The sequence below is a fragment of the Pseudomonas sp. CH235 genome (genome assembly GCF_004368175.1).
In the GTDB taxonomy this organism is placed as follows: domain Bacteria; phylum Pseudomonadota; class Gammaproteobacteria; order Pseudomonadales; family Pseudomonadaceae; genus Aquipseudomonas; species Aquipseudomonas paraglycinae.
The window spans coordinates 33,316-48,572 of the sequence record NZ_RRZJ01000010.1; the positions used below are offsets into that span (position 1 = coordinate 33,316).

A 15,257-nucleotide genomic window follows, 5' to 3' on the forward strand; every position below is an offset into this window, starting at 1 on the left:
AGATAGGGGAACGGGGGTGAAGTTCCGAAGGGTGCGCCCGGGAATGGGGCGCACCGATCAACGGCATCAGACGGCTGTTGGGCGCAGCGAGTAGGTTTTCAACTGGTCGGCGAATTCACGCAAGGACTGGATGCCACTGGCCTCGGCCTCGTGTACCCATTCCTTGATGGCGGCGAGCATGTCGTGGCCATTTGCGCTGGTCTTGACCCAGATCTGCTGCAGGGCCAGACGTTTCTCGTAGATTACCTTCAGCGCCTGGCTGTGCTCGAGCATGTTCTGGATGCGCGCGTGGTGGCGATCTTCCAGCAGGCTGGTTTCTCGCGACAGCAGGCGTTTGGCCCGGTGGAACTGGTGGCGTACGGAATGATCGACCTTGGCCAGTTCCTGTTTGACCAGCGGGCCGATCACCAGCTTGCGGTACTGGGCCATGATCTGGAAGCGGTTGTTGAGGATCGCCATGGCGGTGTCCATGTCCAGGCTGCCCTTGCCTTCGACGCGGTGGGCGATCGGGGCGACCCGTTGCACCTTGGCCAGACGCAGGAAGCTGAAGACCTGGATCCACGCCCAGCCGAGGTCGAACTCCCACTTCTTGACCGACAGCTTGGCCGAGTTGGGGTAGGTGTGATGGTTGTTGTGCAGTTCTTCGCCGCCGATCAGGATGCCCCATGGCACCAGATTGGTCGCCGCGTCGCGGCATTCGAAGTTGCGGTAGCCGACGGCATGGCCCAGACCGTTGACCACACCGGCCGCCCAGACCGGGATCCACATCATCTGGATTGCCCAGATGGTGATGCCGATGGTACCGAACAGCAGCAGGTCGACGACGGCCATGATCGCCACGCCCAGCAGCCGGTAGCGGCTGTAGAGGTTGCGCTCGATCCAGTCTTCGGGGCAGTTCTTGCCGTAGATGCGCAGGGTTTCCGGGTTCTGCGCTTCTTCGCGGTACAGCTCGGCACCTTTGCGCAGGACGGTGGAAAGACCTTTGACGACCGGGCTGTGCGGGTCGTCTTCGGTTTCGCATTTGGCGTGGTGTTTGCGGTGGATGGCAGTCCACTCGCGGGTGTTCTGCGCCGTGGTCAGCCACAGCCAGAAACGGAAGAAATGCTTCAGCCCGGCATTCAGCTCCAGGGAGCGATGGGCCGAGTAGCGGTGCAAGTAGACCGTGACGGCAACGATCGTCACGTGGGTCATCACCAGGGTGACGGCGACCAGCGACCAGGCCGACAAGCCAAGAAAACCTTCGTACCACATAGGCTATAGGGCCCTCGATAAAGAAAAAACAGCCGTTGCATTATCACCAAGCACACAGATAAAACCAGTCGCCCTTTCAGATAAGAGATGGCTGGATGTTTCTTGACCTATAATCCCGACATTTTTGTAGGGACATGGACGGCCGAATGTCTGCCACATACCGCGATGCCTTGCGTGCAGCGCTGCTTTATCTGGTCCTTGCCGTAGTCTGGCTGCAAGGCACTGGTTATTTATTGAACAGTTTCTTCGATAGCTCTGACCAGTTGCTGCGCTGGCAACTGATCAACGGCTACCTGTTCGTAGTGCTCAGCGCGGGGTTGATCTTCCTGGCCCGGGCGCGGCTGTTCGAATGTCTGGGCATCGGTGCCCGCTTGCGTGAACGCCAGGCGGATCGCGAACGCCTGCGTCAGGCCGCTGCGGTATTCGATTGCACCCGCGAAGGCGTGCTGGTCACGGACCGGCAGGGGCTGATCGTGCACGTCAATCGCGCCTTCATGGAAATCACCGGTTATCAGCGCGAGGAAGTCATTGGCCAGCAGCCCAGCCTGTTCAAGTCCGGGCACCATCCGCCGGGGTTCTATCAGGCGATGTTCGCCACCTTGCAGGCGAAGGACGAGTGGAGCGGCGAGATCTGGAACCGGCGTAAAAGCGGCGAGATCTACCCGCAGTGGCAGACGATCCGGGTGATCCGCGACGAAGACGGTCGGCTCAGCCACTACGTCGCGGTGTTTTCCGACATCAGCGCGATCAAGGATTCCGAGCACGAACTCAAGCATCTGGCCCACCACGATCCGCTGACCGACCTGCCCAACCGCCTGCTGTTCAGCGACCGCGCCGAACAGGCGCTGGCGTCGGCGCAGACCCACAAGCGCGGTTGCGCGCTGCTGATGATCGATCTGGACCACTTCAAACTGATCAACGACAGCCTTGGCCACACCATCGGTGACCGTTTGCTCAAGGCGGTCGCCGCGCGTTTGCAGGCGTTGTTCGGGCCGGGCATCACCTTGGCGCGGCTGGGCGGCGACGAGTTCGCGGTCCTGCTGGAAAGTTGTCCACAGCCGGCGCAGGCGGCGGCGCTGGCTCAGCGCATTCTCGATGCGCTCAAGGAGCCGTTCTGCCTCGACGGACATGAGCTGTTCATCAACGCCAGTCTCGGCATCAGCCTGTTTCCCAGCGATGCACTGAGTGCCGAACAGCTGTTGCGCAACGCCGACGCGGCGCTGTTCAAGGCCAAGAGCAGTGGCCGCAACGGTTACGCGCTGTACACCGAAGAACTCACGGCCCACGCCCAGCAGCGGGTCGAAATCGCCTTCGAATTACGCCGCGCGCTGGAACAGCAGGAGCTGCGGGTCTACTACCAACCGGTACACGACCTGAAAACCAGTCGCCTGATCGGCGTCGAAGCGCTGGTGCGCTGGGAACATCCGCAACGTGGCCTGGTGTCGCCGGCGGAGTTCATCCCGATTGCCGAACGCACCGGGCTGATCTCGGAAATCGACGCCTGGGTCATGCAGCAGGCCTGCCGGCAGATGTGCCAATGGCAGCAGGCCGGAGTAGTGCTGTCGTTCGTTGCAGTGAACGTGTCGTCACGATTGTTCGCCCGTCGCGAGTTGTACGAGCAGGTTGCGCAGGTGCTGCACGAGACCGGTCTGGACCCGGCCTATCTGGAATTGGAAGTCACCGAAAGCGCGGTCATGGACGATCCGGAGGTCGCGCTGGAGCAGATGCATCGTCTGCGCGAGCTGGGCATTCGTCTGGCCATCGACGACTTCGGCACCGGTTATTCGTCGTTGCTGCGGCTCAAGCGCCTGCCGGTGCAAAAGCTCAAGATCGATCAGGGATTCGTCGCCGGCCTGCCGTGGGACGAGGACGACGCGGCGATCGTCCGGGTGATCATCGCCCTGGCCCGCAGCATGGGCATGCAGGTGCACGCCGAGGGCATCGAGCAGGCGGAACAGGCGGCGTTCCTGCTGGGCCAGGCCTGTGATCTGGGGCAGGGCTACTGGTTCGGGCGGCCGGTTCCGGAAGCGCAAATCGACTGGAATCGGGCGCCCTTGATCGGTTAAGGGCGGCCTGCGGCGGGTTTGTCGGCGGGCAAATCCGCCGCAAACCCTTGCTGCATCACATAATGTTTTCCAGTTATATAAACATTCTTAAATAGTCTTTTTAAGAATATCCAAAGCTCTCTTATATTGCTCCCACGCCGAACGCAGTGCCGCCCACTGCCAGGCATATCCCATACAAAGGAGCAGCACCATGAGCGCATCCCTGCGTAGCGTTGACGGTCAGGACGAAAGCACCATTTTGCGCGAAATCCAGAGCGCCTTGCGCGACCTGCGTTTCGGCGCGGTGGAAATCACTGTGCATAACGCCCAGGTGGTCCAGATCGAACGCAAAGAGAAATTCCGTCTGCAGCAACCGGGTAACAAACCGGCCTGATTCGTAGTCTGCGGCAGCTCCTGCGGGGAGCTGTTGGCAGAAGCTGCCACAGGCTGCGGTCGTTGAATGAGCAACCCGATTCCAGCAATCCATAAGAAAAAGCCACCACCAAGAATTCCAGGAGCTTTCACCATGTCGTCGATTCGCCGTTACGCTTTGGCCGCCCTGGCCAGTGCTGTGTTTGCCGGTTCCGCGGTTGCCAAGGATTACGAACTGCTCAACGTGTCGTATGACCCGACGCGCGAGCTGTATCAGGATTACAACGCCGAGTTCGTGAAGTACTGGCAGTCGGAGCACGCCGGCGACACCGTGAAGATCCAGCAATCCCACGGCGGTTCGGGCAAGCAGGGCCGTGCGGTGATCGATGGTCTGCGCGCCGATGTCGTGACCCTGGCCCTGGCCGGCGACATCGACGAAATCGCCAAGCTCGGCAAGACCCTGCCGGCTGACTGGCAGAAGCGTCTGCCGGAAGCCAGCACCCCGTACACCTCGACCATCGTATTCCTGGTGCGCAAGGGCAACCCGAAAGGCATCAAGGACTGGGGCGATCTGATCAAGAACGACGTCTCGGTGATTACCCCGAACCCGAAAACCTCCGGCGGTGCGCGCTGGAACTTCCTCGCGGCGTGGGCCTACGGCCTGAAAGCCAACGGCGGCAACGAAGCCAAAGCCAAGGAATACGTACAGACCCTGTTCAAGCACGTTCCGGTTCTGGACACCGGTGCCCGTGGCTCGACCATCACCTTCGTCAACAACGGTCAGGGTGACGTGTTGCTGGCCTGGGAAAACGAAGCCTTCCTGGCGCTGAAAGAAGACGGCGGCAAGGACAAGTTCGACATCGTCGTGCCTTCGCTGTCGATCCTCGCCGAACCACCGGTGGCGGTGGTCGACAAGAACGCCGAGAAGAAGGGCAACGAGCAGATCGCCGAAGCCTACCTCAAGCACCTGTACAGCCCGGCCGGCCAGGAAATCGCGGCGAAGAACTTCTACCGTCCGCGTGACAAGGACGTGGCCGCCAAGTACGCCCAGCAGTTCCCGAAACTGGAGCTGGTGACCATCGACAAGGACTTCGGCGGCTGGAAAACCGCACAGCCGAAATTCTTCAACGACGGAGGCGTGTTCGACCAGATCTATCAGGCGCAGTAAGTTTCAATAGCCTAAAACGAGCCCCGGATTTATGTTCGGGGCTTTGCGCGTTCTCAAACCAAGGACTTTTATGTCGCGTCGTATCTCCCCCGTCATACCCGGCTTCGGGCTGACGCTGGGCTACACCTTGGTGTACCTCAGCCTGATTGTGCTTATCCCGCTGGCGGCGATGTTCGTCCACGCCGCCCAACTCACCTGGGATCAGTTCTGGACGATCATCTCCGCGCCCCGCGTTCTCGCCGCATTGAAGCTGAGCTTCGGCACCGCGCTGTGCGCCGCGATCATCAACGGCATCATCGGCACGTTGCTGGCCTGGGTGCTGGTGCGCTACACGTTCCCGGGACGCAAGGTGATCGACGCGATGATCGATCTGCCGTTCGCCCTGCCGACCGCCGTGGCCGGTATTGCGCTGACGGCGCTGTACACGCCGACCGGGCTGGTCGGGCAGTTCGCCGCTGACCTCGGTTTCAAGATCGCCTACACCCCGCTTGGGATCACGTTGGCGCTAACCTTCGTGACCCTGCCGTTCGTGGTGCGCACGGTGCAGCCGGTGCTGGCCGACATCCCGCGTGAAGTCGAAGAAGCCGCGGCGTGCCTCGGTGCCAAACCATTGCAGGTGTTCCGTCACATCCTGCTGCCGGCGCTGTTGCCGGCCTGGCTGACCGGTTTTGCACTGGCGTTTGCCCGTGGCGTCGGCGAGTACGGTTCGGTGATTTTCATCGCCGGCAACATGCCGATGAAAACCGAGATCCTGCCGCTGCTGATCATGGTCAAGCTCGACCAGTACGATTACACCGGCGCTACCTCCATCGGCGTGTTGATGCTGGTGGTTTCCTTCGTCCTGTTGCTGCTGATCAACTTGCTGCAGCGGCGCATCGAAACCCCATAAGGAGGCGCGAACCATGTCCCAATCGTCTATTGCGGCCGCTTCCTCGGCCAACGCCGCCCGCCGTGGCAGTGCCACTTCGCGGCGGATCCTGATCGGCCTCGGCTGGCTGATTTTCTTCCTGTTTCTGCTGCTGCCGCTGTTCATCGTGGTGTCGCAGGGATTGAAGAACGGCCTTGGCGCGTTCTTCACCGCGATCTTTGAGCCGGATGCCTTGTCGGCCCTGAAACTCACCGTGATTGCGGTGCTGATTTCGGTGCCGCTGAACTTGGTGTTCGGCGTCAGCGCCGCATGGTGCGTGAGCAAATACTCGTTCCGTGGCAAAAGTATGCTGGTGACGCTGATCGACCTTCCGTTCTCGGTGTCGCCGGTGATCGCAGGTCTGGTCTACGTGTTGATGTTCGGCGCCCAGGGCCTGTTCGGGCCGTGGCTGCAGGATCACGACATCCAGATCGTCTTCGCCCTGCCGGGCATCGTGCTGGCGACGATCTTCGTCACTGTGCCGTTCGTGGCCCGTGAGCTGATCCCGCTGATGCAGGAACAAGGCACTCAGGAGGAGGAAGCCGCGCGTCTGCTCGGCGCCAATGGCTGGCAGATGTTCTGGCACGTGACCGTCCCCAACATCAAATGGGGCCTGATCTATGGCGTGGTGCTGTGTACCGCGCGGGCCATGGGTGAGTTCGGTGCGGTGTCGGTGGTCTCCGGGCACATTCGCGGGGTGACCAACACCTTGCCGCTGCACGTCGAGATCCTCTACAACGAATACAACCACGTGGCCGCGTTCGCCGTGGCGAGCCTGTTGCTGATCCTGGCGCTCTTCATCCTGCTGCTCAAGCAGTGGAGCGAAAACCGTATCAACCGCCTGCGCGCCAGCGCCGCGGAGGAATAATTCATGTCGATCGAAGTGCGTAACGTCAGCAAGAATTTCAATGCGTTCAAGGCGCTGGACAACATCAGCCTGGACATCCACAGCGGTGAACTGGTAGCGCTGCTCGGCCCGTCGGGCTGCGGCAAGACCACGTTGCTGCGCATTATTGCCGGTCTGGAAACCCCGGATAACGGCAACATCGTGTTCCACGGCGAAGACGTATCCGGCCACGACGTGCGGGATCGCAATGTCGGTTTCGTGTTCCAGCACTACGCTTTGTTCCGCCACATGACGGTGTTCGACAACGTCGCGTTCGGCCTGCGCATGAAGCCGAAGAACCAGCGCCCGACTGAAAGCCAGATCGCGACCAAGGTCCACGAGCTGCTGAACATGGTGCAACTGGACTGGCTGTCGGATCGTTATCCGGAGCAACTGTCCGGCGGCCAGCGTCAGCGTATCGCCCTGGCCCGCGCCTTGGCGGTGGAGCCGAAAGTGCTGCTGCTCGATGAGCCGTTCGGCGCCCTCGACGCCAAGGTGCGTAAAGAGCTGCGCCGCTGGCTGGCGCGCCTGCACGAAGACATCAACCTGACCTCGGTGTTCGTGACCCACGACCAGGAAGAGGCGATGGAAGTGGCCGACCGCATCGTGGTGATGAACAAGGGTGTGATCGAGCAGATCGGTTCACCGGGCGATGTCTACGAAAACCCGGCCAGCGATTTCGTCTATCACTTCCTCGGCGATTCGAACCGCCTGCATCTGGGCGATGACAATCACGTGCTGTTCCGTCCGCACGAAGTATCGCTGTCGCGGCATGAGCTGGAGGATCACCACGCCGCTGAAGTCCGCGATATCCGGCCGCTGGGCGCGACCACGCGGGTGACGTTGAAGGTTGAGGGGCAGAGCGATCTGATCGAGGCGGAGGTGGTGAAGGACCACGACAGCCTGACCGGTTTGGCGAAAGGTGAGACGTTGTTCTTCAAGCCGAAGGTCTGGCAGAAAATCGCCAGCCTTTGATCTCGCTCGTTCCCACGCTCTGCGTGGGAACGCCGCTATGGACGCTCCGCGTCCACTGTGACGCGGAGCGTCACGGGATTCATTCCCACGCAGAGCGTGGCAACGAGCGAGCCGGGCAGTGGTTCAGACAGCCGCACGATTCGGATTGACCCGCACCACACCCGCCCGCGCCTCGATCTGCTCTTTCAGCTCATGCCGCATCCCGAGGATGAACGCCAGCTCGGCCACTACAAACAGCGGCCCGACAATCAACCCGCTCAAGTCATCCACAAACGCCGGTTTGCGCCCTTCATAGTGGTGCCCGACAAACTGGATCACCCAGCCGATCACAAACATCGCAAGACCTGCGCTCAGCCAGACCATGGTGCTCTGCTGCGCCAGAACATGCCCGGCCCAGACCGACAGCCCCATCAACACGGTCATCAAAGCCCCAAGCTTCAGCTCCAGACGCAGGTAAAACCACGCCGAAGCAAGGGCAGCGATCACCGCCGGGGAAATCCACAATCCGCCCACCGACCATTCCGGCCGCGACAACAGCACGGCCACCGCCACCACAATCAGCGGAATCCCGATAAAGTGGCTGGCGATGTTGCGCGGGTCACGGTGGTAAGCGGCGTATTGACTCAAATGATCGACGAGGCTTTTCATTGTTATTCCTCCTGTAGGGTGATCGAATCATGCCCCGGGTTCACGGATCGCTCTGTCAGGCAGGCGACAATCTTTAGGAGAACGCATGGATAAGGTCTGGCGCGAGCGCCTGCTGACCGGGCAATGGTTCAGTCATCTGCCTTCGTCCTTTCAGGATAGTCTGCTGGCGGCGGCCCGGGAGCGGCGGCTGGCGGCGGGGCAGCGCTTGTTTCAGCGCGGTGATGCGCCGTGCGGGCTGTACGCGGTGCTCGACGGCGCGGTGCGCATCGGCGCGGTCAGCGAGCAGGGCAAGGAGGCGTTGCTGAGCCTGGTGGAAGCGCCGCACTGGTTCGGCGAAATCTGCCTATTCGACGGCCAGCCCCGCACCCACGATGCCTACGCGGTCGGGCCTTGCACCTTGATGAACATTCCCCAGGCCACGCTGCTGAAAATGCTCGACGAGCAACCCGTCTACTGGCGGCATCTCGCTCTGTTGATGAGCCACAAACTGCGCCTGACCTTCATCAATCTCGAACAGCTGAGCCTGCTGCCGGCCCCGGCGCGTCTGGCTCATCGCTTGCTGATGATCGCCGAAGGCTACGGCGAACTCGATCCGCCACGCCGCGTGCTGCAACTGCCCCAGGAACAGCTGGCGTCGATGCTGTCGCTGTCGCGGCAGACCACCAACCAGATCCTCAAGGACCTGAAAGATCAGCGAATTATTGGTCTCGGCTATGGGGAAATCGAGATTCTGGACATGGAAAAACTGCGTGCCACCTGTCAGATCTGACAGTGGTGGGCTCCTATTGGGCGGTGTACAACAAGTGTGTCAAATACGACCGCCCAAGGAGTTGGAACCGATGAACAGTAAAGCTACCGGCACCGCTGATTACTCTAACCTCCCTATCAATAAAAGCGTCCCCGCACCAGTCGTTGTCAAACCCCAAGGTGACGTCAACAACCCGGTTGAATTTTCGGGTACTGGTCTGGCTGGGTGGTGGGTATGGATCATGAAAGTTCCGATTGATGGTGACTCGTTTGCTTCAACTCAAGTCGGCCCGGATGGTATTTGGTCTGTGAAAGAGAAACTGCTTGCAGCTGAATATGAGGCTTTCGCTGTGCAGACGGATAATCGTGAAAGGTCTGATTGGAGCCCGTTTTTCAAGTTCAAGGTCGAATAAGGACGCACCAGCCGCAAGCTGATTTCCAACCCTGCGCACTGGGACGGTTAGTGAAGTAGAAAGCCCCTGAACATTCAACATTGCTGTCGATGGGCAGGGGCTTTTTTGAGGAGTCTGTTTGAGTTACGAACCGCGATAAGTGGAGAAGCCATACGGGCTCAGCAGCAACGGAATGTGATAGTGCTGATCCGTCTGCTTCACTTGAAAGATCACCGGAATCTCCGGAAAAAACGTCTCGTGCTTCGTCTTTTCGAAGTACTCGCCTGTCTTGAATACCACCCGATATTCACCCGCCTCGAACGTTTTGTTCGCCGGGAACAGTTCGGCGATCCGCCCCTGTTCATTGGTGGTGCCCTGCGCCAGCGGCTGCCAGTCCTGGCCGACATGGCGCTCCAGCGTCACGTTGATGCCCGGCGATGGCAGGCCGTTTTCCAGATTGAGTACATGCACGCTCAGCGGATTGCCGGCGGCCAGCGCCAGGCTCGAAAAAGCGCTCAGGCCGAGCGCGGCAAAAGTCATGCGCAGTGGGGTCATGGTGATGCTCCTGGGTTCAAATACGGTTGATGGAAAGGCCGACGATGTCGGCAGCCTTGATCGCGCAGTTCTCGTCTTGCTCGCCGCCGCCGGAACCGGCCACGCCCATGGCGCCGACCAGTTCCTTGCCAGCGAACAGAGGGATGCCGCCGCCGAGCAAAAGCAGCTCGTCGAGGGTGTTGAGGTTGGCGGTTTCCGGGTTGCTGCGGGCGCGCTCGGCGAACAACCGGGTCGGGGTTTTCGTTGACAGCGCGGTGTAGGCCTTGCGTTGGCTGGCGACGGTGTTGTGCGGGCCGATACCGTCGCCGCGCAAGGTCACCAACAGGTTGCCGCCACGGTCGAGCACCGATACCGTGCCGGTGCAGTTTTCCAGCGCTGTGTCGGCCAGCAGCCGTGCGGTTTTCAGATCGAGATCGGCGTGACGGGGTAGCTCAGGCGCGGCGATTGCGGCAGTGCCGAGGCCGATTGCCAGGCTGGCAACCAAGTATTTAGCGGACATGGGCAGGCTCCAGAAGCGAAGGCCGCCACCTTATCCGCCGGTCCCCGTCGAAACCTCGTCAGCCGGATTACAAGTTTGTAATGGGCAACGGCGGCGAAGGGGCCTAGCCTGTGCCTCTGATCAATCGAGGTGTGCCATGCGTTTGCTGGTCGTAGAAGATGAAGCCAAAACTGCGAATTTCCTCGCCAAAGGGCTGGGCGAGTCGGGTTTTGCCGTGGATGTGGCGCTCAATGGTCTCGACGGGCGCTACTTCATCGAGCAGCAGGAATATGACCTGATCATCCTCGACGTGATGTTGCCGGGCCTCAACGGCTGGCAATTGCTGCAGTTGATCCGCCAGCGCGGCGCCACGCCGGTGCTGTTCCTGACGGCGAAGGACGCTATCGAAGACCGCGTGCGTGGCCTCGAACTGGGGGCGGATGACTATTTGCTCAAGCCATTCGCCTTCGCCGAACTGCTGGCGCGGGTGCGCACGTTGTTGCGGCGCGGGCCGATGCGCGAGGCCGAGTCGTACAGCATCGCCGACCTGGAAATCGACGTGCTGCGCCGCCGGGTCAGCCGTGGCGGCCAGCGCATCGCCCTGACCAACAAGGAATTCGCCCTCCTGCATTTGCTCGCCAGCCGACAGGGTGAAGTGCTGTCGCGCACGCTGATTGCTTCGCAAGTGTGGAATCTGAATTTCGACAGCGACACCAACATGGTCGAAGTCGCGGTGCGCCGGCTGCGTTCGAAAGTCGATGATCCGTACATGCCTAAGCTGATCCACACCGTGCGCGGGGTCGGCTATCAACTCGAAGCGCCCGACGATGCGCGCTAGATCCATCGCCTGGCGCCTGGCCCTGGCGTTCGCCGCCGTCTGTGCGTTGGTGCTCAGCGCGATTGGCGTGTTCCTGTATCGCTCGCTGGCCTCGGAAATCGCCTGGCGCGACGACATGGCGTTGCTCGGTCGTTTGGAACAGGTGCGCGCGCTGCTCGCCGACAGCGACAGCCTCGACGCCTTGCAGGCGCGGCCACGGCTGTACCAGAACATGCTCGGCAATCTCGACAGTCTGCTGCTGGTGCAACGCGCGGACGGCTCGAATGTGATCACGATCAACCCTCGCCAACGCGCACTGCCGTCCGTGCAGGCCATCCCCCGGGATCAACCGCCGCAACGCCGCGATGTGCTGACCTGGCAGGCAACGGACGGTGTCGAGCTGGCCTTGTTGTCAGGTCAGGCCCAAGGCCCGAACGGCGAAGCGCTGACCGTGATCGCCGGCAAGGTTCTGAGCGAGCGCGAGCAGATGCTCGGCAGCTATCGCCTGCGCTTGTATCTGGCCGTCGGCCTGGGTGCCGTGCTCGCCTTCACGCTGGGCCTGGTGCTGTTGCGCCGTGGTTTGCGGCCTCTGCGCAAGCTGAGTGAAGCGCTGCGCGGCATCGACCTGCGCAGCCTCGACCAACGCGTCCCCACCGCCGGCACGCCAGCGGAATTGCTGGAGCCGGTGCACGCGCTGAACGGCATGCTGGTGCGGCTGGACGACGGCTTCCAGCGCCTCTCACAGTTTTCCGCCGACCTCGCCCATGAAATCCGCACGCCGCTGCACACCTTGCTCGCAAGCAACGGCCAGGCACTGAATTATCCGCGCAGCAGCACCGAGTATCAGGAAGTGCTGGCGTCGAACATGGAAGAGTTCGAACGGCTCAAGCGCATGGCCGAAAACCTGATGTTTCTCGCCCGCGCAGAGCAGGCTGAGCGGGCGCTCGATCTGCGCACGCTGGAACTGCACGAAATCGGCGATGAGTTGTGCGACTACTTCGAAGCCCTGGCCGATGACCGGGAAATCCGCCTCGAAAACACGTTCAGCGGAGAGTTGCTGGCGGATCAGCAACTGCTGCAACGCGCCTTGGGCAATCTGTTGGCCAACGCCGTACGCCATGCCGATGCCGGCTCGGTCATCAGCCTGCGCCGACGCGATGAGCCAGGCCTGTGCTGGCTGCAAGTGCACAACCTCGGCCCGGTCATCGCGGATGAGCATCTGGGCAAACTGTTCGACCGCTTCTACCGCGTCGACCCGTCCCGCGCGGAGCCGGGAGATTCCGGCGGATTGGGACTGGCGATCGTGCAGTCGATCATGCAGTTGCATGGGGGCCGGGTGCGGGTCAGCAGTGATGCAACGGGTACGGTTTTTGAGCTTGGATTTGTAACCAGTCGCTAATCGACCCGCACATGCCGTTTCATCTGAGCTAGACTCGCCCTGAATTGGCATCAAATGCGATGCATATTTCTTTATTTACGATTTATTGCACTGTATATAATGCACTGGTGTGTCATGGAACAGTTGGGCGAACTGATCAGAACTCTGCGCAAAGCGCAAAAACTCTCGCAACAGGCGTTGGCGCAACGTTACGGCATGAGCCGCGCCACCATTTCGGGTATCGAAAACAATACGATTTCTGAAATTGGTCTGCGCAAAGTCGAGGCGATCCTCAACGGCTTTGGCTATGAGCTGACGGCGGTTCCCGTGAGAGCGCAACGCCCGACACTCGACGCGTTGCAGAAGGTCAATTTCCATGACTGAGCCGACAGATCGCTTGCACATCACAGTCGCTGATAGCCCGGTCGGAACGCTCGGTCGAGGGCAGCCGGGCATGGACAGTGTGTTCAGTTATCGCGAGGACGCCATCGACGAGAATGCAGTGTCGCTGACAATGCCGACTCGGCTGGAGAGCTACGGCTGGGAGCGGGGCATTCATCCCGTCTTCGAAATGAATCTGCCGGAAGGCGCGCTGCGCGATGAGCTGGTTCGACGCTTCAGTAAAGCAGTGCGCGGTTTTGATGATTTCGCCTTGCTCGCTATCGTCGGACCGCATCAGTTGGGACGGCTGGCGATTACCAGCGAGTCGGCAACCGAGCGTCAGCCCGAAACATCATTGGCCGAGCTTTTGGTGCATGACGGTGCCCAGGGATTGTTCGATGATTTGCTACAGAAGTACAGCCAATACTCCGGGGTTTCGGGCGTACAGCCCAAAGTTCTGGTGCGCGACAGTGCGGCAGCAGTTGATCGCCTGACTCACCGAGGCTCCACACATCTGGTCAAAGCCTTCCGTCCCGAAGAGTTTCCCGAGCTGGCGACCAACGAGTACTTCTGTATGCGCGCCGCAGCGCTTAGCGGACTTGAAGTGCCAAAGTTTGAATTGAGTGAGCAGGGCAAATTTCTGGTGGTCGAGCGTTTTGACCTGATTGAGCACGGCTATCTGGGTTTCGAGGACTTCTGCGTACTCAATGGCTGGCCTTCCAGAGCCAAATACGATGGTTCTTACGAAGGCGCTGCCCGACAGATCAAGGCCTTTGTTTCGCCTGCGCTGTTGAGTCAGGCGCTGGAAGCTTTTTTCAAGATCGTAGCGCTGTCGGCGGGACTGAAAAATGGCGATGCGCACCTGAAGAACTTCGGTGTGCTGTATGACCAATGCGGTGCGCAGGCTTCGATCCGGCTGGCCCCGGCTTACGACATCATCACCACATCGGTTTACATCAGGAACGACAGCCTGGCCTTGCTGCTGGGCGGGTCGAAGGCATGGCCCAAGCAGAAGGCGCTCATCCGCTTCGGCCGTACGGCGTGCAATCTCACTGAAGGCCGGTGCAATGAACTACTGCAGCAGGTTGTTCATGGCATGCAGACGGCGATGGCGGAAATGCTCGAGTATTGCCGAACCCATCAGTCATTCGCCGAGGTGGGTACGGCAATGATCGAGCAGTGGGAGTCCGGGATTGAACGCAGTCTGACCAAGGGTTGAATGCCCATGTGCGCTCAGCGCAACTGATCCCGAAACTGCCCCGGCGTCATCCCGGTCCAGCGTTTGAACGCGCGGCTGAAGCTGCTGGTATCGGCAAATCCCAACAGATAACTGACCTCGCTCAGCGAGCATTGCGGATCGCGCAGGTGCAGCAGCGCGAGGTTCTCGCGGCTTTCATTCAGCAGGGTGTCGAAGCGACAACCCTCGTCCGCCAGGTGCCGTTGCAGGCTGCGCAGGCTCAGGTGCAGGGCCTGGGCGATGCGTTCAGCGCTGGGTTCGCCTTCGGGCAGTTGTTCTTCGATGGCGTCGCGCACCTTGCGCTCCCAGGTCAGCGGCTTGAGTTGGGCGAGGGTGCGTTTGAGCACTGCTTCGTTGTGCTCGGCCAGTTCAGGGTTGGCGTCGTCGAGGTGACTGTCGAAGTCGGCGAGGGCGAATTCGATGCGGTCTTCTTCGGCGGAAAAATGCACCGGCGAGCGGAACACCTTGTGCCACTGATGCGCATCGGCCGGCTCCGGGCGGCGCAGGTACACCGCCAGTGGTGCGTAGTTGCGACCCAGGCGATTGCGGCAGGTGCGCACGTAGATCGCGGCAAACGCGTCGATGGCCTCGAAGGCGGGCGCCGGGTTGTCGGCCGGAATTTTCAGGCGAAACCGATAGCGGTCTTCGGTGCGGGTCAGCTCCAGTTCCAGCGCGTCGCTGACCACCTGGTGATAACGCACGATCCGCTCGAACACTTCCCGCAGGCTGCCGCTGGCCACTAACGCATAGCCCAGTGCGTGAAAGGTGGTGGGGCTGACGAACCGCGACACCCGCAAGCCGATTGCCGGATCGCCGCTGACCTGCACCGCGATTTCCCACAGACGCGTGGTGGCGGACAACGGATAGCGGGCGTTCGGGTCGTCCATCAGTTGCGGATCGAGCCCGGCCTGCTGACACAGGGCAGTGCTGTCCAGCCCCAGCGCGTCGAGTTGCTTGCGCAGGGCACGGGTCCAGCTAGCGAGAGAAGTCGGTTCCTTCATGCTGATTGGCGCTTCCGGT

General features: G+C 61.0%; 17 protein-coding genes. 12 read left to right on the forward strand and 5 right to left on the reverse strand.

Annotation, left to right across the window (positions count from 1 at the left end; genetic code table 11):
• Positions 1–66 precede the first annotated feature (66 nt).
• A complete protein-coding gene (gene desA, locus EIY71_RS12945; RefSeq protein ID WP_134021910.1) occupies positions 67–1,251 on the reverse strand; it encodes a delta-9 fatty acid desaturase DesA in 1,185 nt (394 codons plus the stop codon).
• Between the two features lie 146 nt (positions 1,252–1,397).
• Between desA and dibA the strand changes: the two genes are divergently transcribed.
• The 6 genes from dibA (at position 1,398) to EIY71_RS12975 (ending at position 7,604) form a co-directional block, all read left to right on the forward strand.
• Positions 1,398–3,317, forward strand: a complete 1,920-nt coding sequence (gene dibA / locus EIY71_RS12950) for a phosphodiesterase DibA (RefSeq protein ID WP_134021912.1) — start codon at positions 1,398–1,400, stop codon at positions 3,315–3,317.
• A gap of 190 nt (positions 3,318–3,507) precedes the next feature.
• Entirely contained in the window at positions 3,508–3,690 is a 183-nt protein-coding gene (oscA, locus tag EIY71_RS12955; RefSeq protein WP_007952821.1) for a sulfur starvation response protein OscA, read from the forward strand.
• A gap of 132 nt (positions 3,691–3,822) precedes the next feature.
• Entirely contained in the window at positions 3,823–4,836 is a 1,014-nt protein-coding gene (locus tag EIY71_RS12960) for a sulfate ABC transporter substrate-binding protein (protein ID WP_085746296.1), read from the forward strand.
• A 70-nt stretch (positions 4,837–4,906) separates the two neighbouring features.
• Positions 4,907–5,725 (forward strand): sulfate ABC transporter permease subunit CysT, encoded by an 819-nt coding sequence (cysT, locus tag EIY71_RS12965; RefSeq protein ID WP_007952818.1) that lies wholly within the window; start codon positions 4,907–4,909, stop codon positions 5,723–5,725.
• Between the two features lie 13 nt (positions 5,726–5,738).
• Positions 5,739–6,611, forward strand: coding sequence for a sulfate ABC transporter permease subunit CysW (gene cysW / locus EIY71_RS12970; protein ID WP_064361637.1), 873 nt, complete (start codon positions 5,739–5,741; stop codon positions 6,609–6,611).
• Positions 6,612–6,614: 3 nt separating this feature from the next.
• The gene (locus tag EIY71_RS12975; protein WP_134021914.1) at positions 6,615–7,604 is read left to right on the forward strand and encodes a sulfate/molybdate ABC transporter ATP-binding protein; all 990 of its coding nucleotides are present in this window, start codon (positions 6,615–6,617) and stop codon (positions 7,602–7,604) included.
• A gap of 123 nt (positions 7,605–7,727) precedes the next feature.
• On the opposite strand, the gene EIY71_RS12980 is transcribed toward EIY71_RS12975, so the two are convergent.
• Positions 7,728–8,252 carry a DUF962 domain-containing protein gene (locus EIY71_RS12980; protein WP_134021916.1) on the reverse strand — a complete coding sequence of 175 codons (525 nt, stop codon included), beginning with the start codon at positions 8,250–8,252 and terminating at the stop codon, positions 7,728–7,730.
• 85 nt (positions 8,253–8,337) lie between these two features.
• Between EIY71_RS12980 and EIY71_RS12985 the strand changes: the two genes are divergently transcribed.
• Entirely contained in the window at positions 8,338–9,021 is a 684-nt protein-coding gene (locus EIY71_RS12985) for a Crp/Fnr family transcriptional regulator (RefSeq protein WP_134021918.1), read from the forward strand.
• A gap of 70 nt (positions 9,022–9,091) precedes the next feature.
• A complete protein-coding gene (locus EIY71_RS12990; protein WP_085746300.1) occupies positions 9,092–9,412 on the forward strand; it encodes a hypothetical protein in 321 nt (106 codons plus the stop codon).
• 123 nt (positions 9,413–9,535) lie between these two features.
• Here EIY71_RS12990 and uraH read toward each other — a convergent pair whose 3' ends face one another.
• Both uraH and EIY71_RS13000 read right to left on the reverse strand, forming a co-directional pair.
• Entirely contained in the window at positions 9,536–9,946 is a 411-nt protein-coding gene (gene uraH / locus EIY71_RS12995; protein ID WP_085746301.1) for a hydroxyisourate hydrolase, read from the reverse strand.
• A gap of 16 nt (positions 9,947–9,962) precedes the next feature.
• Entirely contained in the window at positions 9,963–10,445 is a 483-nt protein-coding gene (locus EIY71_RS13000; RefSeq protein WP_102687467.1) for a heme-binding protein, read from the reverse strand.
• Positions 10,446–10,581: 136 nt separating this feature from the next.
• On the opposite strand from EIY71_RS13000, the gene EIY71_RS13005 reads away from it, so the two are divergent.
• The 4 genes from EIY71_RS13005 to EIY71_RS13020 all read left to right on the forward strand — a co-directional run bounded on the left by EIY71_RS13005 (position 10,582) and on the right by EIY71_RS13020 (position 14,219).
• Positions 10,582–11,262, forward strand: coding sequence for a heavy metal response regulator transcription factor (locus EIY71_RS13005; protein ID WP_085697973.1), 681 nt, complete (start codon positions 10,582–10,584; stop codon positions 11,260–11,262).
• Positions 11,252–12,640 carry a heavy metal sensor histidine kinase gene (locus EIY71_RS13010; RefSeq protein ID WP_134021920.1) on the forward strand — a complete coding sequence of 463 codons (1,389 nt, stop codon included), beginning with the start codon at positions 11,252–11,254 and terminating at the stop codon, positions 12,638–12,640. The genes EIY71_RS13005 and EIY71_RS13010 overlap by 11 nt, the downstream gene beginning before the upstream one ends.
• Before the next feature lie 114 nt (positions 12,641–12,754).
• Positions 12,755–13,003 (forward strand): helix-turn-helix domain-containing protein, encoded by a 249-nt coding sequence (locus EIY71_RS13015; protein ID WP_085746304.1) that lies wholly within the window; start codon positions 12,755–12,757, stop codon positions 13,001–13,003.
• On the forward strand, positions 12,996–14,219 hold the full coding sequence (locus EIY71_RS13020) for a type II toxin-antitoxin system HipA family toxin (protein WP_134021922.1): 1,224 nt from the start codon (positions 12,996–12,998) through the stop codon (positions 14,217–14,219). The genes EIY71_RS13015 and EIY71_RS13020 overlap by 8 nt, the downstream gene beginning before the upstream one ends.
• A gap of 14 nt (positions 14,220–14,233) precedes the next feature.
• Here the strand turns inward: EIY71_RS13020 and EIY71_RS13025 are convergent, their stop codons facing one another.
• Complete coding sequence (locus tag EIY71_RS13025; RefSeq protein WP_134021924.1) at positions 14,234–15,238, reverse strand: AraC family transcriptional regulator; 1,005 nt, start codon at positions 15,236–15,238, stop codon at positions 14,234–14,236.
• Between the last annotated feature and the right edge of the window lie 19 nt (positions 15,239–15,257).